Annotated in this window: 29 protein-coding genes; 17 read left to right on the top strand and 12 right to left on the bottom strand. The window is 61.4% G+C overall.

Annotated features, from left to right (window positions below):
- Positions 1-456, bottom strand: a 456-nt coding sequence (locus tag RE4_RS30060; protein WP_155717002.1) for an ArdC family protein, incomplete at its 3' end; no start/stop codon positions are given.
- A 611-nt stretch (positions 457-1,067) separates the two neighbouring features.
- On the opposite strand from RE4_RS30060, the gene RE4_RS30955 reads away from it, so the two are divergent.
- The 4 genes from RE4_RS30955 to RE4_RS30040 all read left to right on the top strand — a co-directional run bounded on the left by RE4_RS30955 (position 1,068) and on the right by RE4_RS30040 (position 4,485).
- Entirely contained in the window at positions 1,068-2,090 is a 1,023-nt protein-coding gene (locus RE4_RS30955) for a type IV toxin-antitoxin system AbiEi family antitoxin domain-containing protein (protein ID WP_081098461.1), read from the top strand.
- Entirely contained in the window at positions 2,087-2,989 is a 903-nt protein-coding gene (locus tag RE4_RS30050) for a nucleotidyl transferase AbiEii/AbiGii toxin family protein (RefSeq protein ID WP_024487999.1), read from the top strand. The genes RE4_RS30955 and RE4_RS30050 overlap by 4 nt, the downstream gene beginning before the upstream one ends.
- Positions 2,990-3,607: 618 nt before the next feature.
- A complete protein-coding gene (locus tag RE4_RS30045; RefSeq protein ID WP_127160076.1) occupies positions 3,608-3,955 on the top strand; it encodes a hypothetical protein in 348 nt (115 codons plus the stop codon).
- A 179-nt stretch (positions 3,956-4,134) separates the two neighbouring features.
- Positions 4,135-4,485 (top strand): hypothetical protein, encoded by a 351-nt coding sequence (locus RE4_RS30040; RefSeq protein WP_024487997.1) that lies wholly within the window; start codon positions 4,135-4,137, stop codon positions 4,483-4,485.
- A gap of 54 nt (positions 4,486-4,539) precedes the next feature.
- On the opposite strand, the gene RE4_RS30035 is transcribed toward RE4_RS30040, so the two are convergent.
- A complete protein-coding gene (locus tag RE4_RS30035; protein WP_060939876.1) occupies positions 4,540-5,379 on the bottom strand; it encodes a Fic/DOC family protein in 840 nt (279 codons plus the stop codon).
- Positions 5,376-5,597, bottom strand: coding sequence for an antitoxin VbhA family protein (locus RE4_RS30030; protein ID WP_024487995.1), 222 nt, complete (start codon positions 5,595-5,597; stop codon positions 5,376-5,378). The genes RE4_RS30035 and RE4_RS30030 overlap by 4 nt, the downstream gene beginning before the upstream one ends.
- 617 nt (positions 5,598-6,214) lie before the next feature.
- On the opposite strand from RE4_RS30030, the gene RE4_RS30020 reads away from it, so the two are divergent.
- The 3 genes from RE4_RS30020 (at position 6,215) to RE4_RS30010 (ending at position 7,844) form a co-directional block, all read left to right on the top strand.
- Positions 6,215-6,793: an ApeA N-terminal domain 1-containing protein gene (locus RE4_RS30020; RefSeq protein ID WP_127160074.1), complete on the top strand. Its 579-nt coding sequence runs from the start codon at positions 6,215-6,217 to the stop codon at positions 6,791-6,793.
- Positions 6,790-7,443, top strand: coding sequence for a HEPN domain-containing protein (locus tag RE4_RS30015; protein WP_060939874.1), 654 nt, complete (start codon positions 6,790-6,792; stop codon positions 7,441-7,443). Before RE4_RS30020 ends, RE4_RS30015 begins: the two co-directional genes overlap by 4 nt.
- Before the next feature lie 122 nt (positions 7,444-7,565).
- Complete coding sequence (locus RE4_RS30010; protein ID WP_024487992.1) at positions 7,566-7,844, top strand: hypothetical protein; 279 nt, start codon at positions 7,566-7,568, stop codon at positions 7,842-7,844.
- A gap of 116 nt (positions 7,845-7,960) precedes the next feature.
- Here the strand turns inward: RE4_RS30010 and RE4_RS30005 are convergent, their stop codons facing one another.
- Positions 7,961-8,209 carry a hypothetical protein gene (locus tag RE4_RS30005; RefSeq protein WP_024487991.1) on the bottom strand — a complete coding sequence of 83 codons (249 nt, stop codon included), beginning with the start codon at positions 8,207-8,209 and terminating at the stop codon, positions 7,961-7,963.
- Positions 8,210-8,415: 206 nt separating this feature from the next.
- Between RE4_RS30005 and RE4_RS30000 the strand changes: the two genes are divergently transcribed.
- Together RE4_RS30000 and RE4_RS29995 are read left to right on the top strand one after the other, a co-directional pair.
- Entirely contained in the window at positions 8,416-9,042 is a 627-nt protein-coding gene (locus tag RE4_RS30000; protein WP_024487990.1) for a hypothetical protein, read from the top strand.
- A 381-nt stretch (positions 9,043-9,423) separates the two neighbouring features.
- Positions 9,424-10,356 (top strand): alpha/beta fold hydrolase, encoded by a 933-nt coding sequence (locus RE4_RS29995; protein ID WP_024487989.1) that lies wholly within the window; start codon positions 9,424-9,426, stop codon positions 10,354-10,356.
- Positions 10,357-10,492: 136 nt separating this feature from the next.
- On the opposite strand, the gene RE4_RS29990 is transcribed toward RE4_RS29995, so the two are convergent.
- Positions 10,493-10,876 (bottom strand): LapA family protein, encoded by a 384-nt coding sequence (locus RE4_RS29990; protein ID WP_230544146.1) that lies wholly within the window; start codon positions 10,874-10,876, stop codon positions 10,493-10,495.
- Between the two features lie 203 nt (positions 10,877-11,079).
- Between RE4_RS29990 and RE4_RS29985 the strand changes: the two genes are divergently transcribed.
- Positions 11,080-11,661 carry an LGFP repeat-containing protein gene (locus RE4_RS29985; protein WP_024487987.1) on the top strand — a complete coding sequence of 194 codons (582 nt, stop codon included), beginning with the start codon at positions 11,080-11,082 and terminating at the stop codon, positions 11,659-11,661.
- A 389-nt stretch (positions 11,662-12,050) separates the two neighbouring features.
- Here RE4_RS29985 and RE4_RS29980 read toward each other — a convergent pair whose 3' ends face one another.
- The 3 genes from RE4_RS29980 to lpqV all read right to left on the bottom strand — a co-directional run bounded on the left by RE4_RS29980 (position 12,051) and on the right by lpqV (position 13,962).
- Positions 12,051-12,272 (bottom strand): hypothetical protein, encoded by a 222-nt coding sequence (locus tag RE4_RS29980; protein WP_024487986.1) that lies wholly within the window; start codon positions 12,270-12,272, stop codon positions 12,051-12,053.
- Between the two features lie 559 nt (positions 12,273-12,831).
- Complete coding sequence (locus tag RE4_RS31745) at positions 12,832-12,957, bottom strand: hypothetical protein (protein ID WP_255246894.1); 126 nt, start codon at positions 12,955-12,957, stop codon at positions 12,832-12,834.
- A 513-nt stretch (positions 12,958-13,470) separates the two neighbouring features.
- On the bottom strand, positions 13,471-13,962 hold the full coding sequence (lpqV, locus tag RE4_RS29970) for a lipoprotein LpqV (RefSeq protein WP_024487985.1): 492 nt from the start codon (positions 13,960-13,962) through the stop codon (positions 13,471-13,473).
- A gap of 600 nt (positions 13,963-14,562) precedes the next feature.
- On the opposite strand from lpqV, the gene RE4_RS29960 reads away from it, so the two are divergent.
- Both RE4_RS29960 and nhaA read left to right on the top strand, forming a co-directional pair.
- On the top strand, positions 14,563-16,440 hold the full coding sequence (locus tag RE4_RS29960) for a BCCT family transporter (RefSeq protein WP_024487984.1): 1,878 nt from the start codon (positions 14,563-14,565) through the stop codon (positions 16,438-16,440).
- A 60-nt stretch (positions 16,441-16,500) separates the two neighbouring features.
- The gene (gene nhaA, locus RE4_RS29955) at positions 16,501-17,823 is read left to right on the top strand and encodes a Na+/H+ antiporter NhaA (protein ID WP_024487983.1); all 1,323 of its coding nucleotides are present in this window, start codon (positions 16,501-16,503) and stop codon (positions 17,821-17,823) included.
- A gap of 53 nt (positions 17,824-17,876) precedes the next feature.
- Here nhaA and mihF read toward each other — a convergent pair whose 3' ends face one another.
- Both mihF and RE4_RS29945 read right to left on the bottom strand, forming a co-directional pair.
- A complete protein-coding gene (gene mihF / locus RE4_RS29950; protein WP_127160073.1) occupies positions 17,877-18,218 on the bottom strand; it encodes an integration host factor, actinobacterial type in 342 nt (113 codons plus the stop codon).
- A 19-nt stretch (positions 18,219-18,237) separates the two neighbouring features.
- Entirely contained in the window at positions 18,238-18,690 is a 453-nt protein-coding gene (locus tag RE4_RS29945) for a hypothetical protein (RefSeq protein WP_024487981.1), read from the bottom strand.
- Between the two features lie 424 nt (positions 18,691-19,114).
- Here RE4_RS29945 and ehuB point away from each other — a divergent pair, with 424 nt between their 5' ends.
- Genes ehuB through ehuA form a run of 4 tightly spaced genes read left to right on the top strand, consistent with a single transcriptional unit; the run spans position 19,115 to position 22,180 of the window.
- Positions 19,115-20,011 carry an ectoine/hydroxyectoine ABC transporter substrate-binding protein EhuB gene (gene ehuB / locus RE4_RS29935; RefSeq protein ID WP_024487979.1) on the top strand — a complete coding sequence of 299 codons (897 nt, stop codon included), beginning with the start codon at positions 19,115-19,117 and terminating at the stop codon, positions 20,009-20,011.
- An 18-nt stretch (positions 20,012-20,029) separates the two neighbouring features.
- A complete protein-coding gene (gene ehuC / locus RE4_RS29930) occupies positions 20,030-20,761 on the top strand; it encodes an ectoine/hydroxyectoine ABC transporter permease subunit EhuC (protein WP_024487978.1) in 732 nt (243 codons plus the stop codon).
- Positions 20,758-21,402 carry an ectoine/hydroxyectoine ABC transporter permease subunit EhuD gene (gene ehuD / locus RE4_RS29925; protein WP_024487977.1) on the top strand — a complete coding sequence of 215 codons (645 nt, stop codon included), beginning with the start codon at positions 20,758-20,760 and terminating at the stop codon, positions 21,400-21,402. Before ehuC ends, ehuD begins: the two co-directional genes overlap by 4 nt.
- Positions 21,392-22,180 (top strand): ectoine/hydroxyectoine ABC transporter ATP-binding protein EhuA, encoded by a 789-nt coding sequence (gene ehuA / locus RE4_RS29920; protein ID WP_044480824.1) that lies wholly within the window; start codon positions 21,392-21,394, stop codon positions 22,178-22,180. The genes ehuD and ehuA overlap by 11 nt, the downstream gene beginning before the upstream one ends.
- 48 nt (positions 22,181-22,228) lie before the next feature.
- Here ehuA and RE4_RS31740 read toward each other — a convergent pair whose 3' ends face one another.
- Complete coding sequence (locus RE4_RS31740; RefSeq protein ID WP_255246893.1) at positions 22,229-22,363, bottom strand: hypothetical protein; 135 nt, start codon at positions 22,361-22,363, stop codon at positions 22,229-22,231.
- A 266-nt stretch (positions 22,364-22,629) separates the two neighbouring features.
- On the opposite strand from RE4_RS31740, the gene RE4_RS29915 reads away from it, so the two are divergent.
- The gene (locus tag RE4_RS29915; protein ID WP_024487975.1) at positions 22,630-23,259 is read left to right on the top strand and encodes a hypothetical protein; all 630 of its coding nucleotides are present in this window, start codon (positions 22,630-22,632) and stop codon (positions 23,257-23,259) included.
- A gap of 19 nt (positions 23,260-23,278) precedes the next feature.
- On the opposite strand, the gene RE4_RS29910 is transcribed toward RE4_RS29915, so the two are convergent.
- Positions 23,279-24,142, bottom strand: coding sequence for a phytanoyl-CoA dioxygenase family protein (locus tag RE4_RS29910; RefSeq protein WP_024487974.1), 864 nt, complete (start codon positions 24,140-24,142; stop codon positions 23,279-23,281).
- Positions 24,143-24,735: the final 593 nt, after the last annotated feature.

The raw sequence follows: 24,735 nt of genomic DNA, 5'->3' as shown, positions 1-24,735 counted from the left end.
GGGGTCGTCGCCTTGCAGTCGGGTGGTGATGGTGTCGGCGGCTGCTGCGGGGTGTCCTTCGATCGGGTCGGTTTGTGCGATGTCGAACACGGACAGGATCGGGAACCGTGCTGCGCGGCGGGTGGTTTCCTCGCCGGTCTCGGTGTCGGTTTCGGTGATCTTCTTGGTCGAGTAGCCGAAAATCTTGATCGACTTTTCGCCCTTGCGGACCTGTCGTCCGAGTTCTTGCCACTTGCGGAATCCGGCGACCTGGCTAGCGTCGGGGGCCTGCGAGAAAATCAACATGACGTTGTTGAAGCTGTACGCGTGGAACGCTGCTGCGGCGGTCAGGTAGGCGGCCCATGCGTCGGTGTCGGTGAGCTGGGCGACCTTCGCGGTGATGCTCTCGTGCAGTGCGGCGGCCTGCTCTCGTCGCGCTGCGCTCTTGTCTGCCGTGGTCTTCGCTGGTGCGCCCATAACTTTTCGGCCTCCGCTGATCCGGTGGCGTCCCCCTGCTCGGTGGCCGCCAATTTTTTTGCCCTGCTGGCAAAGGAGAATCGCGTCGGCATGAGGGGGCCGGAGTGCCACCCCTGGGCCGGGAAAATTTCTCTGCGAGCGTGCGAGTGCGGGTTGAGAAAATTTCTCGGAGCCCTCGGGTCGGCATCGCCGCCGGGGGTTGCGTGTAGGTCACCGCCGACGAGAATCGGAAGGCCAGAAGGACAAACAGATCAACGCTTTTCGCTGGTGCGGAGCGCAGCGGAGCTCATTTCGGGGGACACCGGTAGGTGGTCGGCCGCCGGGCAGGCGCCATCACACCGCCGGCGACGGGCCAGGCGTTCGCACCTCCCACTCGGGTGGCTCGCGGGGTGATTGTGCGGGAGCGACGGAGGCCGGCCCCTCTTGGTGTCGCGGTAGCGCAGTTGTGCTGGTGCTTTTGGTTTCGTTGTGTCGGCGGGTTGCGTGTGAAGCTAGATGGGGACCGATGACATCAGAAAGCGGCTACTTATATCTCACGGCAGGCTGTGAAAATTACAATCCAAGTGTAACTTTTGCAGCCCAGTTGATATTTAGTTGGTATAGTGGTGCGCATGTCTAGCGATCTTCAGATCCTCGACCTTGCTGATCTGTCGTCGGAGCAGTGGGGTCTGTTCACGATGGCGCAAGCAAAGGGGCTGGGATTCTCTGCGCAGCAGATTGCCCGCATGGCTAAGGCCGGAACTGTGGAGCGGATCCGCCATGGTGTCTATCGGGTGGGTGGGGCGCCGAGTGTTCCGTTTGAGCAGCTCAGGGCTGCGTGGATGATGATCGAGCCCGGTGTGACTGCGGGTGAGAGGCTGCGGGATGGGTCTCCGGCTGTTGTGACGCACAGGTCTGCTGCGTGGCTTCACGGGCTTGGTGATGTCGATGCGGATGTGATGGAGTTCGCGACTTCGAAGCGGCGACAGTCTCGTCTTTCTGATGTTCGGTATCGCGTTGCGTCTTATGAGAGGGATGCGTGGACGCTCGAGGACGGGCTGCCGGTTACCACGGTGCTGAGGACGATCGTCGATCTTGCCGCGGGGCATCTCGATGGTGGGCATCTGGCGGGCATTGTTCGTGACGCTGTTGTCACCAACCGTGTGGATTCGGAGAGTGTGAGTGAGGCGCTGCGGCCGTTTGCGCATAAGTACGGTGTTCGTCTGGGCGATGGGGAAGGTCTTCTGAGTCGCTTCCTGGAGGAAGCTGGGATTCCTCAGTCCACACTTGCGCTAGGCCAGCATCTGGCCGTTCGAGGGGCACTCGATCTTCCTGCGATGCAGAGCCTCCGAGATACGGCAGCGCTGATCAATTCACCTGCGATGCAGAGCCTCCGAGATACGGCAGCGCTGGCCAATTCACCTGCGATGCAGAGCCTCCGAGATACGGTGGCGCTGATCAATTCGCCTGCGATGCAGAGCCTCCGAGATACGGCAGCGCTGGCCAATTCGCCTGCGATGCAGAGCCTCCGAGATACGGTGGCGCTGATCAATTCGCCTGCGATGCAGAGCCTTCGAGACGCGGCGGCTACTGTGGACCTGCCCGTGGTCGCTGAGGCTCGGAAGATCGTCGACCGCCAGCGGCGCGCGCAGTGACGAGAATCCGAGGGGCTGCGTCGTTCCAGCGGTCGTTGACGGACCGACTGAAGACCGAGTCCAAACTTCGAGGGCGTCCATTCGAGCATCTGCGGCGGGAGTTCTACCTCCAACGGTTCTTGGCGCGGATCTTCTCGCAACCGGAGGGGCGGTGGCTGCTCAAAGGTGGTGCATCACTGTTGGTGCGGCTCCCAGATGCGCGCTACAGCCAAGATATCGACCTTCTGCATACTGCGGCGGGCCTCAAGGAGGCAGTCGAAGATCTTCGGGCGGCAGCGGATCTGAGCGAACTTGATCCACTTCGCTTCGTGATACGCGATGAGCCTACCGCGATGACTGGTGGGGTCGACGGAGCGAAGCTGAAGGTTGACGTCTATTACGACACACTGAAACTCTTCAGTTTTCCGATAGACCTTGCGACTGAGCTTGTAGCGGTAGGCGATGTCGATTATCAATCCCCGAGACCGATCGTGGTCATGGAGGACCTGGCTGCGATGCCGGAGTTTGCGTTGTACCCGTTGCCGGCGCAGGTCGCCGACAAGGTGTGTGCGATGTATGGGAAGTACGGGTGGAATGGTGGTCCGTCGTCGAGGTATCACGATCTGGTTGATCTGGTACTGATCATTTCGGCTTGGCGTATCGCGGCGGATGTGTTGGCGCGTGCCCTGTCTCAGGAGTCCGAACGTCGTGGATTGGTTTTGCCGCCGGCCATGTCCGCGCCTTCGGCTGGGTGGACTGCCGGTTATGAGGCGATTGCCCGGACGGTGTCCGGATTGCCTGATTCGGCGTTGACTTTTGACTCGGCGTTGGTGGTTGCAGGGCGGTGCCTTGATCCTATTTTGTCGAACCGGGTTGTTCTCGGGTTTTGGGACCCGGAGACTGCCGAGTGGAGTGAGTAGTTCGGAATCGGTAGGTGGCTGGCGGCCGGACAGGAGCGAGTCACACACCTCCGGAGACGGCCTCCGGGTTCGCACCTCCGAATGGGTTGGCTGGCGGGGTGATTGTGCGGGAGCGACGGGACTCGACACGCGCGGTGTCGCGGTAGCGCGGGTGGTTTTCTGTCGCCGTCTCGGCGGAGGTTGTTGTAGCGGTTATTGCTGCCGCCAGAATGTGCGTCGTCGGCTGCGAGGTAATTGGCGTAAAAGTTTATTCCTATTACAATATTGCGACTGTCACCGCTTATGAGTAATTGGTGCAGATGAATATACCTATTACGCACATGGGATTGTCATTGGCGGTGCAGTAATTGTGCGGTGCAGAGATTTGGTTCGGCGCATATTTGTTTCTGGAAGTTGAGCGGTGCTGTTTTTTGGGTGTGCGATTCCGTCTTTGGTTGATACCGCTGGTCACTGCTGGTTTTACGTGTGCGTTTGTGTGGTTGCCCAGTGGGTGAGCGGAGTTGCCGTGAAATGTGCATAATTTGTTTGTTGCTTAATTCTGGGCGATGTTCCCCGCAGTTCTTGCGATGACGTTGGAGGTTTGTTGTGCTCATTTCCGGTCTTTACCAGAGTTCAGGTGTGGTTCTGTCTTCGGATTCTGCGTCGGTGCGTGGTTGGTGGCCGCTGCTGTTCTTTATTGCGGCAGTGGCGTGGTTCGTGGCGGTGTCGGCTGGGTTTGCGACTTTGTCGGCGGTGCGGGGGTGGTTGCAGTCCGGTGAGGGCGAGCGGTCCGCGAATGTCGGGAAGCGTGTGGTGGTGGCGGTTGCCGCTTTTGGGGTTGTGTGGTTTTCGCTGGATTGGGCGTTTGTGGATTCGGAGAGGTGGCTGGCGGGGGGCGGTGAGTTCGGTATTGGTGTCGTGTTGGTGGGCTTGTTCGCGGTGGCGTCGCTGGCGGGGGTGATGGCTCGGGACTCGCTGTGGAGGTAGATGCTTCGGTGTTCGGCGCGGTGAGGCGACCGGCGTGGGTGCGCTGCTCGTAGGCGGCGGCGAGAGAGCGGGCTGCTGCTGGGCTGCATCCCATGTCGGTGCCGGTGTCTTCCCAAGTGTGTGGTTATCCCCTGCTATTTTGGGTGTATCCGCAGGTCGGCGCTTGATGGGGGACGTTGATGGATAGTTGGAGTCCGGTTTTTCGGCCGCGGATGTGGGAGCGAGACAAGGCGCTGTACGCGGCGTGGATGGACGGTGCTGCGGTTCGTTCGCCGTGGAAGCGTCGCAGGTTCGCCATCTGGCGCGAGGAGCAGTTTTCGGCCGAGATGCGTGTTGCTCGCGAGGCTGAGCAGAAGCGTCAGGCGGATTTGATGGCGAATCCCAGTGCTGAGCTTGTTGCGGCGTATCGGGAGTTGCAGGCTGCGTCCGGTGCGCGGATCGGTTGCGCGCGGGGCGGCGATATGACTAACCCGAAAACTGTTCGGGCTCTTGCTCGGGCATTGAGCGATCACGCCGAAAAGTTCCAGTAGGGGCCAGTCCGCGGCCACATTTATTGTGGCCAGTCCGCGTTTGTCCGGAAGTTTTCAGTCTCGGTCGAGGTCGTGGGCGCGTTTCGGCGTCTGGGTCCGCGAGGTTTCCGGTCCGGTCATCCCTGATTCCCGTGAACCCGTCGGTGGCTGTGAGGGGTAGTCGAGTAGGCGGCTGCGCATGAGGTCGCTGAGTTCGTGGGGGTTGTACGGTGCGCGGTTTCCGCTGCGCAGGTGCTCGATCATCGCCTTGTGATGCTCGGCTACCTCGAGGTGGATGACGTTGCCTTGGGTGCTGGCGAGCGTTGGCGGCTCGGTGCCATTGCGGTGCACGCCGACGGCAAGGACGTCGCGGAGCGGTGTGTGGGTTGCTTCCATGGCGACGTAGCGGGCTGCTTGTACTGCGGAGGCGTGGACTTTTTGCCAGTCGATGGTCCAGCCGGAGGATTTGAGGAGTTCGTCGAAGAAGACTCGTTGCGTGCGGGAGTTGCCGTCTCGGAACGGGTGCAGGACGGTGGTTTCGCCCCAGTGGTAGGCGAGACGGTCGACGGCGCGGTCTTTCGGGAGTCCTTGGGGGAAGTTGTCTTTGGCGATTCCGCGGAAGATGAACGCTGCTTGGTTTTCGATGTGTTCGGGTCGGCAGTGGGGGAGGTTCATGCCGACGGCGCCGGTGTCGCGAGTGCGGAGGGTGCCGGCCCAGTCGTAGACGTCTTGCAGGATGAATTGGTGGATCTTTTTCAGGTGGTCGAAGTCGAAATTGCCTGGGATGGGCTGTGTTTCGAGTTGCAGGATGCGCTGGTAGGCGGCTGCGCGTTCGACTACTGCGAGTTTCGCGGGGTCTGTGATGCCGTATTTGTTGTTGAGGACGCCGGGGGCGATCTCGTATGGATCTTTCACTCGGGCTGTGTTGCCTCGTATTCGGCGAGTGCTGCGGCGACTGCGAGTTCGACGGCTTTGTCGCCGGTGATTTCTCCGCGTAGTTGCCGGCGGCCGATTTCGAGGTCGGTGGCGCTGGGTTCCATGCCGGCCATTCGGTGTCCGGCTGTGGCGGCGGCGATGGCTCGGTCGATCTGGGCTTCGGTCATGTGCGATTGTGCGTTGCGTGCAGTGGTCACCGGTGCTCCTTCGTCGACTCGGTCGGTGTGGTGGTGCGCAGGGGAGCTGCACACCGTTGTCTATTCTACCTGATCATTGCCTGTTTCCTGCGATCAACGGACCTGCGGAGGCGGTGTCAGAACAGCGTTTTTTGGGTTTGGGCTGCGGCGTTTTCGGTGCGTTTCTCGTAGGCGGCTGCGAAGGTTTGCGAGGTGGCGGGGCTGCATCCCATTTCGGTACCGATCTCGTCCCAGTCAGCTCAGTGACGGTGCAGCTGCCAGGCGTCGTGTTCGTCGTCGTTCATGTTCTGGGTTCCCGTCTGCTCCACGTCTCGGACGACTTCTTCAAAGGTGATGGTGGTGCTGCTGCCTATTCCAACAGCCTCGACTGGCAAACACATGTCCGGCTCGACGACACGAGAGACACGAGGCGAAAGCTGCGGCCACCGTCCCAAAGACACCACATTGGCCATCGCCGGGGGAGCACGACTGGTAGCGGCGACGTTCCGAGGTAGAGAATGCACTGGTATCAATCATTGAAGGCTGCGACGTTCCTTCTTGGATGGCCTACAGCGAATTGTTTGATCAGCGACGTCCATCCGGGCTGCGCGACAAGGACTGAGGTCGGAGGCAGATCGGTGATCGTGGACAACGGGCAGTGGTGGATGCCATCCAATCGCGACAGCACCGGCACCGGCACTCTCACCACCGTCGACGACGGTTCCCTTCGGCTCAAGCTAGACCACCGCATCGTCCCGTGGGCCAAGGCGAACCAGATTGTGTGGGGTGAAACCGCTGACGGCACACCGGTGACTCTGCTGGGCTGCGTAGCCCTGTCCGACAGGCACTTGGCGCAGGCGGTTCACGTGCACGTGGCCTTAATCGGCGCCCACATCGCCTCCGTCGATGATCGCATTTTCTGCCAGGTGTCGGTGAGCCTGTCCAACCTGACCGACTGGGCAACCCGAGGCCATGATGCGCCGCCGCTGCCCGAGCAGATGACCAACCCCCAACGTCCTGGCGAGCAGCTCAGCCTGCGCCGTGTGGGCCGCGAGGTCCAGCTGGTCATCGAGTCCGATGAACCCCGCCGTTGGGCGGATTTTGACACTACTATCCAGGCGTTCGAAGACCTCCTGACCCTGGCGGCAATGCGGACTGCCGGATCGAGTCGTCCGTCCTGTCCACCAGTGACGGCACCCCGGTCCAGGTATGGATGAAGGCCGACCCCGTGATCGAGCGCCGTTGGCATCCCGTGTTCGCGCTGAGCACCGTCTCCGATCGGTTCATCTCCGACTGGCTGACATTGCGCGCGCAGTTGGGGATGTCGGGGTCGGTGTTGTTCAGTCTCGATTACGGCGGCCGCGGGTACTTTCAGAACAAGCTATTTAATGCTGCATCCGCCGCCGAGGGTTTCCACCAGATTCTGCACCCGGATACAACCGGTATCTCCGACCCGGAGCATGCGGACCTCAAGGGCCACATCAAGGCTTTGCCCGACGGCCCGGCGCGGCGATGGGCACTTTCAGCGATCCAACGGAACCAGCCGGGCTTCGCGAGACGGATGCGCGAGCTGGCCTCGATCCCCGACAGCGAAGCCGTCGCTACAGTGCTCCGCGATCAGGCCAAGTGGGTCACCTGGATGGTCAATGCGCGCAACGCGATCGGTCATTCATCGTGGGACGGCATGGACAAGATTCCTCGCGAGGTCAGACCCGCACTGACCTACGTAACGAAAACCCTGATGCACCTGGTGATGTTTGAGAAGCTCGGGCTTTCCTCCGATCAGCAGCGCAGCGCAGCCGCAGTGAGTTACCACAATTTGCGGCAACACTACGACGACTACTTTGACCCAGCGCCAGCAGACTGAACTGCACCAACCGGGCGTAATCACTTGTTTGAACCGACACCTAGCTCGATGTGGTGGAAGCCGCCCGTCGATACGGAACTACCGGGCATATCCGACAGCCTCTACATCCGTAAGATTGCCGCGTGGATATCACAGAATTCGTCAGCGCCCGCCTAGACGAGCAGCAGGAGCAGGCAGAGAACGTGCGGTCCAGTCTGGCCGCGAATCCGCCATCAGGGGTGGCTTCCTACGCCCAAGGGTTCGTCGACTATCACGACAAGTTCCGCAGCTACGTCTCGGAGGCGCTCACGCGCGCACCCGAAGACAGGCTCAGCGATCTGCCGCTCCTATACGCCGCGACATGGTTCTCGCACCATCCTGATTACGACGCCTCATGGGACTGGCGGTTGCAGGAACGGTAACGCTCCGCGGCTAACTACCTTCCTACCGCGCAGCCCTTCTTTGGCGCTGTTACCCGATCCGGGAGTCCAGCGCCGAGTCCGCTCTCGATGAACGAGTACGCGACACTGAGGTGCTTCTAGTCTGCAGCGGCAAGATCTTCGCCGTTGGCAAAGATCAGTCGTCCGTCGTCGAGTGCAATCGCCCATCGATGTACCGGAGCCCAGTCCCGCCCCACCGATCCGGAGTCGATGACCATGTCCTCGTAGTCCTCGATCACCACGCCCGTGCATGTCACGGCGCCATCGGCCTCGGAGTCTGACACGGCGATTCGAACTCGGGTACCTACTGCGGCCACGTCTTTACTTTTGCCCTTTTTGTCGGTCATCTGTCAGATTCTGGCAGAGCAACTTCGTTCAAGGCCCAGCGTCGCATGCTCGGGAAATGCGCGGAGCCGAGTGTGCTGGATGCCGCTATCACTCGCTGGAGCTGTTACCCGTGGCGGTCCGAGGCCATTGTGGAGCACGGTCCTGTCGGTGCACGCTCCTACAGTCGGTTCGGGTAACAGTCCGGATCGAGTGTCAGGAGCAGGCGATGATGTTCGTCGACGATGCTCCATCGCCGCTGCCTGGTATGCCGGACAGCACTCCTGCATTGCCGGCGTTCCAGATGACGTTGATCGGGCAGCCCCAGCCTGTGCGCATTCCCGAACGTCGGTGGCGTTCGTGGCTCGACGATCCTGCTGTGGTTTCTCGGTTCGAGTCCAAACGCTTTCGACGCTGCCGGGATCAGTGCTGGCCGTGGATCGGTGGGGTGTCGTCGACCGGGCATGGTTCCTTCCGTGCGGCGAGTCTGCCCGGGCCGTCTCGCCGCGGGACCGTGCCGGCGCATTTGTTCGCCTACCAGCTCGAATACGGTGTCATCTCGAGGTTGGGCTGGTCCAACACCGACGATGCGGTGCTGTGCCATCAATGTGACTTCGCCGGCTGCACCAACCCGACGCATATGCGGCTGGGAACCAATCGCAGCAACCGCAGTGAATACGAGCTTCGGCGGCGCAACATCGCCAGCCCACTCGCCGACGTTCGAGGACCCGCGGGTCGCACTCGGGCCATCGCTGCCGCGATCCGTAGTGGCGTCGAACAGAACGTAGCGAACGACGTCATCGACGAGCGCATAGCTGCGGCCGAGGCTGCAGGACGTCCGCTCTCACTCTGGTAGCGGCACTGATGATGCACGAATGTATTTCGTTGCTGTACAGCATATTTCGACCATAGAATGACATAATATATGTTATCGGCGAAGAATTTTAACTGGCAGTATGCCGCGTTACAACATATCTGATCCCGACTTAGCGGACGTCCTCGCCCCGTATCGAAGGACATGCCATCGGTACTGGTGGATGGGCTCAACGATGATGTGGTGACATTGCCTCGGTCACGCGAGAAGGCGAGTCGGTCCGCGCTATGGTCCGACGCTCGGCGGCGTGTCCGTAGGTATCGGATGCCTGACTTTTGACGATCGTCGGTTACTGTGGCGCACGGTGTGCCGGGAAGTCTGGTCGGCGGCAGCTCGATGCTGTCCCGTTCAACCAGGAGAGCCATGAACCACCCCACGCCTCATGCCCCGATCGTTTCGCGTGACGTGCCCCTCGAATCCGGGTTCCGCTGCCCCGGCGACGAACGGCAACTGCACACCTCCGCGCGCAAGATCCTGCAGACGTGGACACTGTCCTGGACACTGCAGCGACTGCGTACGTCATTGAGCGACACCCTCGTGCTCGCAGTCGGCTCGGCATCACCGCTACCGGCAGCTGTGATCATCCCCGGCGCCGGATTGAGCGCGGCACTGCTCGAACCCGCGCTCGCTGAGATCGCCTGCACCCGAAGAGTATTCGTCGTCGATATACCCGGCGAACCAGGGATGAGCGCCGCCCGCCGCCCCGCCTCCGCTGACCTCGATCACTACGGCCGCTGGCTCGACGAGGTCACCGACGCGCTCGGCGAGAAATCCATCGTGCTGATAGGCCATGCCTTGGGCGGCGCCATCGTCCTTTCCTCCACACCCCACCCTCGTGTCGCCGGCACGGTTCTGGTCAACCCGGAGCGACTCTGTCGCTCCCGCTGGTATTCCTGGGGCGCCCTGCGACGGTTCCTATGGCGCAGAAGCACCGACATTGACGCAGCGCAGCACTACCTCGAACACGTCACCGGACCACAGTTCATTCCCTCCCCCGAGCTGGTGACCTGGTTCTGCAACGTCGGCGCCTACTGCCACCCGACCCCATCGCGACCACTGCTGAGCAAGGACAGATTCACCATCTGGACCCGGCATGCCCCGATGACCGTCGCGGCCGGCGCTGACGACCCCGTCTCTCGCCGCCAAGCCGTGTACCGCGCTGTGAAGGACCACACCGCCTCGGTGATGCTTCTCCCGAAGACCGGACACCTGGCCCCGGTCGAAGATCCGCTCTGCCTCTCGCAGATCTTACGAAAGCACGAACTCCCCGCCCGACGGTCTGCCCCCGGCGAGTGACAGCCGGAGGCAAACCAGTACGCGGGATACCTGCGACCCGAAGGACACCCCTTGCGAATCACGCACACAGGGCGAAACTTGTCAGCGCCGAATTGGCCGGGTCAACTATTTGCGCTTGGTGGGTAGGGCCGAAGTGTCAGTCCTTCGGGTCCGTCTTGGGTTCCGGAGCGGGTTCGGTCTTCCTGTAGGCGCGGCGCAGTTGCCAGATCCGCGCACCGCCTACGGAGGCCATCACCAGTACCCCGCCGATAGCGGCGAAAAGCAGAGCCACCCCGAGCGGCAGTTCGAAGTCCCAGGCGAAGAATGAGATGGCGACCTGCTTGGTGTTCTGCAGGATGAAGATCAACAAAATGATGACAACGATGGCGCCCATGGCAACTGCTATCCACATTCGTCCGGCATTGGTGTGCTCGATGTCCGCCTGTGTCGGAGACGTCGACGAGTGAGGTACCTTTTCCCGCTTCGGTTTGTGGAAGGGCGTGCCGGATGCCGACGCGATGTGGGGATCTTGTGTGCTCATAGCGCTCTCCTTGGTCTCCAGACCTACCGGAGCAGAGGGTGAACTCGCTGTTCGCCTATCTTTGAGGATATATCTGGCTACGCGACGGTGCACGGGCGAAATCGCTGAACAAATGAAGCAAACTTCGTCTACACATCGACCTGGTGCCCTCGTCTCCCTGTATGGGATGCGCGAAGAGCAGTCGATAAATGGGGCGATGCGCCATGGCGTTCATTCGCGGAATCCGAGCGACGGCGGTGCTGGCGCTTCTGATCTGGGTGGGAGCCTGCTCATGGTTCTCCGACGACGGGTCGAACTGTTGTCTCCCCCATGGGGCGATCGGTGCCCGATATATCTCGATCGGTGGGGAAGACGGTTCGCTCGGTCGCTGCGTCAACGGCGACGAGGAACGCAATGGTGGACAAATCCAGCAATTCGCCGATGGAGTCATCTATTGGACGGAGTCCACCGGTGCCTGGGAGGTCTACGGGCAGATCGGGGAAAAGTACGCCGCGGTCGGAGGGCCGACGTCGGGGGTTGGTTGGCCCATCAGCGGTGAGCTGAGCACGCCCGACAATTCGGCACGGTTCAACAGGTTCGAGCACGGCAACATCTACTTCTCGGAAGCCGGTACCCATCCTGTCTACGGGGCGATCTTCGACGCGTGGGGGCGTCAGGGCTTCGAGAGTGGACGCTTCGGTCTACCGACGTCCGACGAGTTCGAGGTGCCGGACGGTCGGCAAACCAACTTTCAAGGTGGATGGATTCGCTGGGTGAGCGGCACCGGTCAGATTCTCACCTCGTAGAAAACCGGCTGCATGCCGCTTGTTGGTGTTGGCCGATGCTCAGACGCGTCCGTCTCCGTTCCACAGTGACGGTACGGGGGTCCGCACATCGGCATGACCACCGGGCGGACAGGTGGCTCGCACACAGGCTGGAGACAAATCACAAACGGACACTTCTTCCGAGCAAAAATGGCGCAATTCGCCATGAACAACGCTGCGCGGTAAACCTTCTCAATCTCGATGAGACCTCAGTTGGCCTCCATGCACGTTCAGCGTGCCCACCACTGGCGCTGTTGCGCCCAGGCATTGATCTCCCTGCTCTTGAAGGTGACGCATTGGCAGCGCTTGTCCTTCTACCGCGGCGCGCTTGGCGGGTTGCTCACAGCTCGAACGGAACTCGACGGGGTGCATCAATTGACATCGAGGTGGCCAAACGCCGCAATCGCGCTCCACGACAACACCACCGCGATCGTGGTGAGGACGACGAACGCAGAAAAGGACACACCTTCGACGAGTTGATTGTCCCCGACCGCGTAGAAGAACGGAGAGACCAGTCTGGCCGGACGAAGCCAGCCCACCACGGGCGCAAGCGAATTGATCAGATACGCAGCTGCAGCGATCATCGATGCCACGCCCAACGCTATCGGACGACTTCCTGTCGAAACGCCGATACGTGCGCTGCTCCCCATGCCTGGGTGCGGGGTGCACCGCCCGTTCTCTGGCTCGATCGGGGGACGGGCAACTAGATGGAACCGCATATCTTCGAACCGAACTACGAAGCATGAGGTGGCCCGCCGGGTTCGCCGCGAGGTACGTCATCCGGCGGGCCGTACATGCCGCTGGCCGCCACGGATAGCGGCATGCGTTCAGGATGCCCACCCGGCGTGCCGTCGGGGACGCCGAGTGGGCTGTTGCGCGCCGTAGTCCGGGGAGACGGGCGCGCAGTTCAGAGGCCCGCCGGGGTCTACAGGTGACGAGACTCCGGCGGACCGATACATGCCCGAGCTGAACAGGCACCGGGCATGCAATCCAGGTGGTCCGCTGCAAGCACGCAACTGCAGGGGGGTGTACTCACTGCGGACCGTGGGGAGCCTAACGCGCCACCGCCGCCAGGTAAAGGCAGTCAAAAGCCGCGGCGACTCCGGAGCTCGGGATTGACGTTTATCGTTCCTGGTCAAGCACTTTCGGTGTTCAGCGAACTTTTCCATGCCCTAGCGGCGCGCCGGACGGATGCGTCAACGTCGTCGTCCAGGCGATGACGGCGATGGCAGAGGCCAGAATGGCTGCGGGCGCGATGTACTTCAGCCAACGGTTCATGAACGTCAGCGTAGCGGCGCGACCTGGGCGCGAGCGGGCAAGTTCGTAGGCGTGCGCGGACACTGTCACGGCGAGGGTGCGGCCCACCCCCGGCGAGTGACAGCCGGCAGGCAGGCCGTGTGCGGCATCCCCGAACTCGAATGACTGTCTTGCCGCACCAAATGCGTACCCGGATACCGGACATCGAAACCTCGGCCGGAGGAAATATTCAACCAGATTTTCGTCAAGCTTCGTCGAGGCCGAGCACGCGGCACATGACGAGTAGGCGCCCTCCGACGAACGAAAATCTGCGGACGGCAGCCTCGAAATTGTGGGCTTCGTGCGGCGCCTGACAGCACGAGCGATGCGGTGATCTGCGAAGGCTCGCATCACCGTCCGAGAGGGTCGTCGTCAGCAACCAGGCGCACCGATGAGCACGCCTCGCCAGAAGGACGGGTGACGGCCGCGACGAGCCGGTCCACCAAACAGGTGGCCTACTCGCTACCCACGGTCTACTCCCCCGGGACGCAGCCCTCAGCAGTCACCGTCGGCTGCCGCACGCAGAGCCGCGATAATTGCTGCCTGCTCCTGCGGTGTGGCGTTCTTCCAGGACCTGACGGCAGTTGCCTGGATCATGGCCAGGACCGCATCGACGTCACCACCGAACGTCATCAATGTGGGTTGAACGTCTATGCAGCTCTGGGCAAGTTCTGCCTCCGAAATCTCGAGCGGAACATTGACTGCGGTCGTTAATCCTTCGGGGGTGACTTCGTAGGTTTCTGTACTGGTAGACGAATGAGCGCTTGGCGAGTGCGGCGCGGTAGGTTGCATTGACGCCACCACGGCAGGGCGGCTTCCGGACACCCGAGCGGTGCCTGCACCATTGACCTCGTTGTTGGGATCACCGCTCGTCGAGCATGACATCGTCAGGGCCGCTGAAATCAGAAGCACGCTGAGCAGTAGGACGAGGCGGCGCCGAATGACGTGGCGTACTGGGATGATCGTTCGATCCGCCTGGCGGTTCATGGTCGGTCCTCCGTCATGTCTTACCCTGTAAGAGGGGTGGAAGTGGCGGCGTTGGGTCATGATTTCGCACCGAGGCGCTGGAACACACTCGATGGGCACCGTGGGTAGGTAACGATCAAGGATCAGGACGGAACGGGCACGCGTGTTTCCGCGGGGAGGACGTGGCAATGCGCTACAGGATGAAAAACAGCATCGCCATCAGGACAACGCACGACATTGCTGCTGCCACCGGCACCAGGATAGGCGGAGTGTCGTCACTATTCATGTGCCCTCGGTCGCTGACTCATCAGAGCCGGAAGACTACCCCTGCAGGGAGTGTCCGGCAACATATCCCGGCCGCGGGGTACTCGGGCGATATCCCGCTGAGGAATCAGAAGGACATCTCCGTCATTTAACTCTCGCATCGCAACGGAGGCACTTCCTCACCGGATCCACCGATTGCGATTTGAGCAATCGCAGCATCAGCCTCTACGGTCGGACAAGCTCGAGCACGCCTACTAGTCGACATCGGTCACTATGTCGGGCGAGCGCGACATACATCCCCCGGGACGTTGTGTCGCGCTGTGATCGTCCGGTGTGGTGGCTTCCTGAGGAGGACACGTGAGCGCAGTGAAAGAAGCTTGGCGAGGTATCCGAAAACCGGTTTTCGTTCCCGCGTCGATCGTCATCGTGGCCATGATCGTGTTCTCCGTGGTCTATGCAGGTACCACGGAAGACGCGTTCGGCTCCCTGAATTCAGCGATCAGCGACGGCGTCGGATGGTGGTACATCCTCACCGCCACCGGTTTCGTGATTTTTGCGCTGTACTGCGGTGTCAGCCGTGTCGGCAACATCCGATTGGGACGTGACGACGAGCAGCCCGAGTTCGGGATGCTCTCGTGGTTCGCGATGCTCTTCAGCGCCGGCATGGGCATCGGCCTGGTGTTCTACGGAGTAGCCGAACCACTTTCGCACTATGTGAACCCTCCCGTCGCGGGCGGAGTCGCCGGATCCACGGACGCCGCAGCCAATCAAGCGATGGAACTGACGCTGTTCCACTGGGGTCTGCATGCCTGGGCGATCTACGTCGTCGTCGGTCTGGGTCTGGCGTACATGACGTACCGAAAGGGCCGCCCGCTGTCGATCCGTTGGCTGCTCGAGCCGCTCCTCGGACGCGCTCGCATCGAAGGCGGTATCGGTCATACGATCGATGCGATCGCGATCATCGGCACGTTGTTCGGTGTCGCGACCTCGCTCGGTTTCGGCGTGCAACAGATTTCGGCCGGTCTGGACTACCTCGGCTGGGTGGAGACCGGAAACGTGCTGACGGTCGTCCTGATTACTTGTGTCACCGGGCTGGCCACGTTTTCCGTTGTCTCCGGAGTATCCAAGGGGCTCAAGTGGCTCTCGAACATCAACATGGTTCTCGCCGCGAGTCTCGCGATTTTCGTCCTCGTGCTCGGTCCGACTCTTTTTCTGATGCAGTCGTGGGTGCAGAACCTGGGTGGGTACGTCCAGGCTTTGCCTGAGCTGATGCTGCGCACGTCTCCGTTCGCCGAAGACGGTTGGGCTGGAGCGTGGACGATCTTCTACTGGGGTTGGTGGATGAGCTGGGCGCCGTTCGTCGGCATGTTCATCGCGCGCATCTCACGCGGCCGCACCATCCGTGAATTCGTCTTCGGTGTACTGCTCGCCCCCACTGTCATCGGATCTCTGTGGTTCACGATCTTCGGGGACTCCGGCATTCTCCGTCAGCGCAACGACGGCGACATGCTCACAGCTGACGGGTCAGTCGACACCAACACGACCTTGTTCCATCTTCTCGACGGTCTTCCCCTGTCCACGGTGACCAGTGTCCTGGCCATCGCAGTGGTGGTGTTCTTTTTCGTCACCTCCTCCGACTCCGGCTCTCTGGTCATCGACATCCTCTCCACCGGCGGCGATTTGGAGACACCGAAGATCACACGGGTCTACTGGTCGGTGCTCGAGGGAGTGGCCGCAGCGGTACTGCTCCTCGTCGGCGGAAGTGGCTCGTTGACAGCGCTGCAAACCGCGTCGATAGCGACCGCGGTGCCCTTCTCCATCGTCTTGGTACTCGCATGCGTATCCATGCTCAAAGCGTTCCGCTACGACGTGGCCACCACCCCGCGATACTTACGCGTCTCCTCGCACGGTTCGGGTGCCACCACCGGCGAGGAACTGCTACCGACAGAGAAAGCCCGCGGAAAACGCCACCCCAGCGGCATCTCTGCTACCTTCGCCGGCCTTGCTCCCTCGACGCGGGATCTTCCGAAGCAGGACACTGACGAGCATCTCGTGCTGGCAGTGCACGAGGTGTCCTCGCACTCCATCGACGTGGATCCGGCGACCGGTGCGATCGCGTACTCCGGCAACGGAGTACTCGACGATCCGCTCGGCGGCGAAATCTTCGATACTCCCGAATTCGCGCAGTCAGCAGAAGGGCACTCCCAGGCCAGCGGCCGCGACGAGACCGTCTAACTCTGCATCCGCGAACGAGAGAGTGCTCTCGCCAGTGTCCACCGAAAGCAGGCCGCACCCATGACGCAACAGCCGCCCCGCCCTTCTGCCGGCAAGCGGGCGCTCTTCGCTCGTGGCTCGTGGACCGAAACGGCGCGTATCGCTGCCCTCTTACGCGGTGAGACCGTCGGCGGTGCTCTGTTGCTGGCCGCCACGGTCGTTGCGCTCGTCTGGGCGAATTCGCCGTGGTCGAACGCCTACGACGCACTCTCCGAATTCCGAATCGGCCCCAGCGCATTGGGGTTGAATCTGCCTCTGGAGACCTGGGCAGCAGATGGACTACTGGCGATCTTCTTCTTCGTCGTCGGGCTCGAACTCAAACGAGAGTTCGTCGCGGGCGATCTGCGTGATCCTGCCCGCGCAGCGCTTCCGATAGCTGCCGCCGTGGGCGGCATGCTCACCCCCGCGCTCATCTTCGTCCTGGTCAATCTTCGGACCGGGGACGGGGCACTGGCCGGCTGGGCCATCCCGACAGCGACCGACATCGCGTTCGCCGTCGCGGTGTTGGCGGTGGTGAGCACGCACCTTCCCTCGTCCCTGAGAACATTTCTGTTGACCTTGGCGGTGGTGGACGACCTTCTCGCCATCGCCGTCATCGCCATCTTCTATACCGACGATCTCGATGTCGCGATGTTGGGGGCGGCCCTGATTCCGTTGGCCTTGTTCACTCTGGCGGTCCAGAAGAAGGTGCGGTCGTGGTGGGTTCTCCTACCGCTCGCCGGTGCGACCTGGGTATTGGTACACGAATCCGGTATCCATGCCACCGTGGCCGGAGTGCTCCTCGGTTTCGCAGTCCCTGTCATTCGTAGTCCGGCCGCCGGGGGCCCGGATGCGGGCCCAGGCTTGGCGGAACACTTCGAACGCCGCATCAGGCCTGTCTCAGCAGGTTTCGCGGTACCGGTGTTCGCGTTCTTCGCGGCCGGAGTCACTGTGGGCGGAATATCAGGACTGACGAATGCCTTGACCGATTCCGTTGCGCTGGGCATCATTGCAGGGCTGGTGGTCGGCAAAACGGTCGGGGTGTTCGGCACGACCTATATCCTCGCCAGGTTCACCCGGGCCGTACTCGATGAAGGTTTGTCCTGGATCGACGTCTTCGGGGTGGCGATTCTGGCGGGAATCGGCTTCACGGTCTCGCTGTTGATCGGAGATCTCGCATACGGCGCAGGCTCCTTGCGCGATGACCATGTCAAGATCGGCGTTCTCGCCGGCTCCGTTCTGGCTGCTCTGTTGGCGTCGATCGTGCTTCGTCTGCGTAACCGCGCATACCGGATCATCGCCGAGAACGAGGCCCGCGACGACGACGGTGACGGTATCCCCGACGTGTATCAGTCGACCGATTGAATTCGGCTACCGCAGCGTCGACGGCCATCGGGTCCGCTACCGAAATGGATCCGCTACCGAAATTTCTTGCGCCACTGGATCGGGTAGGTGGTGGCATCTATCAGTTGCTGCCGCTGCCGCGCGCGAAGGCCTCCGAGGCGGCGCGCACTGTCGATTCCGATGCCGTCCAACAGGCGTTGTGCGCCAACAGGTCCCACGCCGGGTAGCGATTTCATCAAGTCTACGACCTTGATGCGGGCGAGGATCTCGTCACGATCTGCCGCGTCGAGAACATCTCGTACACCGATTTGACTGGCCTTGAGTTGCTGGAGCATTCGCGCACGGGCCATGCGGGCATGTTGGGCGTTGACGAGCCCGAGGCGGCGTTGTCGATCGGTCAGCGGCGGAGGTCTCACAGTTACCCTCGGTGCGCAGCTATTCTCGTACCGCCGGAACCCCATCTCGTGGGTTCTCGAAAATTCGAACAGCTTGCGCAACAACAGAATAAGCAACAGAGGGAACCTGGGCTTCAGCAGGCAGCGCCGACAGCTTCTCCTTGGTCAATGCCGAATTCAGTGCCCGCAGCGGTGTCGCCGCCCGACCCATCCAGGGCGTCAAGACCTCCACTGCGCTCGTGTGAGGAACACCGAGACGCCCCACTTCGTCGACGACCTTGTCGAAGGTCAACCACACCTGATCGTCGAGCTGTTCGGCGAAGAGGGTGTAAGCACCCCAGGTCCATTGAGCACGTTGAAGATTCGCACTCACACTGATGGCACCGTCAGCGGTACGACCGCGTAACTGCCCGTCCTCCCACACCCAGTCGATCACCGGGTCGGGTTCGGTTCGCCTGTGCGGTGTGGACATGTCGATCGCGTTCGCTCTCATCGTTTCCTTGCGCTCATGCAGGTGCTTCGGTTGCGCAGAAGAGGCTCTGCGTCCCTCGGACTGGCGATCATGCAACCACGTTTGACCGGTGGTGTGAACCGAGGAATTCCGTCTCGAGTCGCACCCGGCCACTGTTTACGCAGGTATGCCTGGTTTTCGTGCGGCCGAAATCGATATACGACTGTGACATTGTCGCCAGTCGTGTGCGTCTGCGTGTTCAACATCGTTGTCTGGAACAACATTTGGACAGAACCCGCGCGAAAGACGGCGGTGTTGCTACCTCGATCACGGCTCGTGTTAGGTTCGAACCGAAGATCGCCGATCACGGTCGAGCGCAGCGCACGCGCTCGATCGGAGGTAACGGCGCCACGAGAAACACCGACCTGGGCACAGTTGACCTCGGTACAACGGGAAGGCTCGATTCATGACAGGCATGCACTTTCGCGGTACCTCTCTGCGACGATCGTCGATCGCACTGGCAAGTGGTGCGATGCTCCTGGCCGCCGTCTCGGCGTGCACATCGACGAGCGACACAGACAGCGCCGATCACCTGCAGTCCCTACAGGACACAGGCGCGATCACGGTCGGGTTTGCCGGCGAAGCGCCGTACAGCTTCGAGGAGAACGGTCAACTCACCGGCGCAACCGTGGCGTTGCACCGCGAAATATTCTCCCGGTTGGGTATCGACACGGTCGAAGGGGTCAACGCCGACTTCGGCTCTCTCATCCCTGGACTGCAGGCGAACCGCTTCGACGCCGTCAGTGCGGGTATGTCCATCCTTCCGAAGCGATGTGAGCAGGCCGCGTTCGGTGACCCCGAATTCAACTACACGACGGCCCTGATGGTTCCGGCGGGCAACCCGCAGAACCTCACGGACATGGAGTCCATCGCGGCCTCCGGCGCGAAGCTGGCCACCATGACAGGTGCGATCGAATCCGACTACGCCGATGCACTGGCCATTCCTGCTGTCCAAGTGGCCTCACCGCAAGACGGGATGGACGCCGTTACCTCCGGTCGTGCTGACGTGTTCGCATTGACCGCCATCTCACTGAACTGGATGAAGAACAACAACCCCGGCGCTGCTGTCGACGTCACTGATTCCTTCGTCGCCACGATCAACGGAAAGCCACAGGTCGGGGCAGGTGCGACGGTCTTCCGCACCGATGACACCGAACTTCGTGAGGCCTACAACGCGGAACTTGCGAAAATCACCTCGGACCCGCAGAAATATCTCGAGATCGTCGGCCCCTTCGGGTTTACGGAAAAGGAACTGCCGGACCCGGAACTGACCACTGACAAGTTGTGCTCGGGAGCCGCTTGAGGTAGCTGGTAGCTCCCCATGAGTACGAATATCGATGCCCTTGTCGAGGCGTGGCCACGTATCACCGGCGGTGTCGCGGTCACCGCCGCACTGACTCTCGGTGGGGCAGCATTGGCCTTTGTACTCTCGCTCGTCCTCGGCTATGCGGTAGGTGTGCGCAACCGTTGGATGAGGTATCCGGCGAGGGTGGTGATCGAGTTCTTTCGAGGAACTTCCCTTCTCGTACAACTGTTCTGGCTTTTCTACGTACTTCCGTTGTTCGGGTATCAACTCGAACCGATGTTGTGCGGAGTTCTGGCGCTCGGTCTGAACTACGGCGCGTACGGTGCCGAGGTGGTTCGGGGAGCGATGGCGGCTGTACCGATCGCGCAGAAGGAAGCATGCATCGCCCTGGGCTTCTCACCGTGGCTGCAGGTACGCAAGGTCCTCTTCCCTCAGGCTTGGGTACAGATGGTCCCTCCGCTGACGAACCTGCTGATACAGCTCCTCAAAGGAAGCGCCCTGGCCAGTTTCATCCTGCTTCAGGACCTGACTTATCAGATCGAGCAGCTGCGCCGCGGGACCGGCGACACGATCTTCGCGTTCGGCGTGGGGCTGATCGTCTACTTCGTTCTTGCGTATGCGTTGACGTTGGTGATGAACGTGGTCGAGATCCGCGCCAAACGCCGTCTCGGTCTCGGGCCGTCGCTGCGAGAAGTACTCAGCATCAAGCCCGATCGAGGCGATGAACTCGTAGGAGTGGGGCGATGAGCGTCGAATGGAGTTGGCAACGCGCCGCTGACTCACTCCCGATCCTGATCGACGGCTTCACGATCACTGTGCTGGCGACAGTGCTCGGAATGGCAATCGCATCGGTTCTCGGTTTGGTGATTGCGATCGCTCGCCGCACCTGCCCTGCGTACGTGCGAGTTCCCCTGCGCTGGATCACCGAGTTCATCCGGCTGACCCCGCTCGTCGTCCAACTCCTGTTCGTGTACTACTTGCTTCCGCAATTTTCCGCGCTGCAGATCGGTATCACTGTTCTGGGTGTCCACTATTCGACGTATATGGCCGAGGTGTACCGCGCAGGAATCGAAGCGGTTCCCGCCGGCCAGTGGGAGGCTGCGCGAGCCCTGTCTCTGCCGACGACGAGAACGTGGCGAGCTGTGGTTCTTCCGCAGGCGGTACGCGCCACCCTACCGGCGCTGGGAAACTACGCGATTTCCATGTTCAAGGACACACCGTTCCTCTTCGCCATCACGGTGGTCGAATTGGTCACCGCTGCACAGCAATACGGAGCTCGCACCTTTCAATATCTGGAGCCGATCACGATGGCAGGAGTGATCTTCCTCCTCGCCAGCTACCCCACGTCCGTGCTCATCCGACAAGTGGAGAAACGTCTTGCCTACTGACGAGAACACCCGCTCGGCGATTTCGTTCGAGCACGTGGTCAAACGATTCGGCACGCACACCGTGCTCGATCACCTCGATATCGCGATCGAGCGCGGGGAACGCGTCGCATTGATCGGGCCGAGTGGATCGGGGAAGACCACCATACTGCGGATCCTGATGACACTCGAGAAGATCGATTCCGGACTCGTACGTGTCAACGGACAACCGTTCTCCCACGAAATCAAAAACGGGCAGTTGGTCCCAGCCGGTGAACGACACCTACGCGCCGCTCGGTCCACGATCGGGATGGTCTTCCAACAGTTCAACTTGTTTCCGAACATGACTGTGCTGGAGAACATCACCGAAGCACAAATACACGTTCTGCGCCGAAGCAAGGCCGAAGCAGATGCCCGCGCCCGTGAATTACTCGCCCTCGTCGGGCTCGCCGACAAAGAAATCGCGCACCCGAACACACTGTCGGGAGGTCAACAACAGCGCGTGGCCATAGCCCGAGCATTGGCCATGGACCCCGAAATCCTCTTGCTCGACGAAGTCACCTCGGCTCTCGATCCGGAATTGGTCGCCGACGTCCTCGACGTACTACGAACAATCGCTGCCACCACGGACATCACCATGCTCATCGTCACCCACGAAATGGGGTTCGCGCGCGATGTCGCCGATCGAGTACTGGTCTTCGACGCCGGAAAGATCGTCGAGGAGGGCCCGCCGGAACAGATTTTCGACTCCCCCACCCAGGACAGGACGCGCACCTTCCTCAAAGCGGTTCTCAAACATTGACCATGACGTATGCCGCAACCGCAATCTACGGCTCCGGCCGTGGGCGAGTCATCTCGATATCATCCAGACCGCAAGAACCACCAACGCCACCACGACCAGGAAAATCACCGTTGTCGTTTCGGCGGGATGCGCGTTGACCCACTCGCTCATCGCACGATTCGACATTGACGACGTATCGACCATGTGCGTATCCCTTCGAACGGAGATCAATCGGTCAGAGGCAGAACACGATCCACCCGTGCAGTATTTCCGTTGATGTCTGCTTTCACCGTATCGCTGACACCCCGCACACGCGAGAATCTCAACGCCAATGACCACCCGTGGAGCGTCTCACACCATCGACGCCGTATTCCTCACGGATCGGCCTTCAGGTGTCATGTTGCGAAGTGAATTGCTCCAAAGGGAAAAAGTGCACAGGTCCACGAGATGCTACCGAGGAGGAAACCGTCATGCAGCTCGCTCTCGCAACGCCAACTCAACGAGCACGTGCGTACCGCATCGAAACTTCTTCGATCGCAAGCTTTCTCGTGATTGCCGCAGTGGTCATGGCCTCCCTGGCTGTTGTACTCGCGCTCGACGTCGGCGAACCCGATCATGACACGATCGGTGCGCAGCCATGGCTGCGCTGGCCGGCAACGATCATCGTGGGAGGCCTCGCCACGGTATTGCTGGGTGCAAGCTTGCGGTATCTTTGTGTGCGCTTACGCCCAGTCCCGACATTGGTGAACACACCGTTGCATGCGGTGGTGACACGTCCGCCCGCGGCCAGGCAAGGAGCCGGAGTCGAGGTGTTTCACATCGACGTCGCCCTGGACAACGACAGCGGCCGCTCGGTCGCATCGATTGCGGATGCCGTGTCGCCGAGCTCGATCGGCCAGTTTTCGGTCGGCTCTCGCTGGCAGGTCTACCCCCTCGCAGACTACGCCCGCTGGGTTGCATTGAGTGAGAGCCACCACGAGATCATCCGCTACGGATATCTGATCCACACGGGCACAAGCAAGAGCCGATCTCACCTGTTGGTCGACACACCCGGCCCGGGTTCGGACCTCGCGCACCGTGATGCGACCGATGTGAGGTGACATCGCCGGGCAGTATCGACTACCTGCGGGCGGCGAGAAACTCCGGTCTCGGTGCAGCACCGCAGTAGGGCGGCTCGAGCGCATTGTCGACGCTGTTGAAGACGACGAAGATGTTCGCACGAGGGACGGGCGAAATATTTCCTGCGGACGCGTGGAGCAGGTTGCTGTCGAACAGTGTCATCGAACCGGCAGCGCCGGTGACGACCTCGATGCCGTGCTGATCGTACTGCTCGGAGATCATCTGCTCGTTCGGGACACCGACCCGGGGGATCTCGTCGACCAAGGATTCTTCGAAATACCGTGGCGGGGTGGAGCCGGCACACTGTAGGAAGGTGCGGTGCGAGCCGGGCATGACCATCAAGGGCCCATTGAAATGGTGGTTGTCGGTCAAGGCGATCGAGGCGCTGACAGCTCGCGGCGCCGGCATCCCGTCCTCGGCATGCCAGGTTTCGAAATCGGCGTGCCAGTAAAAGGCCCCACCTCGAAAACCCGGCTTGTAATTCAGACGGCTCTGGTGAACGTACACCTGCGATCCCAGAATCTCTGCTGCGATGCCGGCGGCCCCGGACTCCTCGATCGCGTCGGAGACCACCAAACTCAGATTCGCGATGTCGAAGATGGACCGCACTGCTGACGTACCCTTTTCGCGAACGATCCGCTCGTCCCCGCGCAACTCCGGTTCTTCACCGAGACGCGCGACCTCGCTCAGACATCCCCGCACCTGGCGGTCGTCGAGCACTCGGTCGAGATGTGTGAACCCGTTGGCCTCGAAGTCCGCATGCCGGGTGCGCATCTCCGGATCCCAGAGAACAGGGTCGGGGCGTTGATACGCAATCGGCGACGCCATCACCCGCGTGTGATAACGGTCGGTGGTGACAACCATCAGTACGAACTCCCCTTCTCGCGTTGCTCGAATCCCGTCTCCGGCATCGGCGGACACCGACACTGTAGGTGATGCCCACGGCGCAGACACCGGCCGGATTATCGATTCACGTAATGCCTCATCGTTTATAACACTTCTCCTCACCTGTACTCAAAATGCTTGGACAACAATGACTTTCTCTGCTAATGCAGAGTGTCTGTCGACCTGGATCGGGACTCGACTACGCCGGAGGACTCGATCGAGTTGGATCGTCCAGGGCTCATGGAAGTGAGCCGGGAAGTTTGGTCGCCACGTAGGTCAGTGCTGCCCGAACAATCCAGGAGAACCTGAAGCGGCATCCCATCAGAGGTCGGACCTGCACCCGGCCAGCGTCAGGTACACGACGGTGACGTCGACGATCCTGCTCAGGTCGGGCTACCGGTGCCCCGGCGATGAACGGCAGGTCCAGAGGGCCGCCCGAGTGCTTCTCTCTACATACGTACACACGATCCCTATGATCGGAGTGGGCCGGTTCCGATGCTGGAAGCACCCGAACAGTTCGCCGTCGCCCTCGACACAGCACCGCGCGCCCACACACTCGAATGAAGCCCTAA

This window comes from Rhodococcus erythropolis NBRC 15567, assembly GCF_001552595.1.
Classification (GTDB): Bacteria; Actinomycetota; Actinomycetes; order Mycobacteriales; family Mycobacteriaceae; genus Rhodococcus_F; species Rhodococcus_F erythropolis.
The sequence above is the reverse complement of the archived record's forward strand: the minus strand, read 5'-3'. Positions and strand labels throughout refer to the sequence as shown.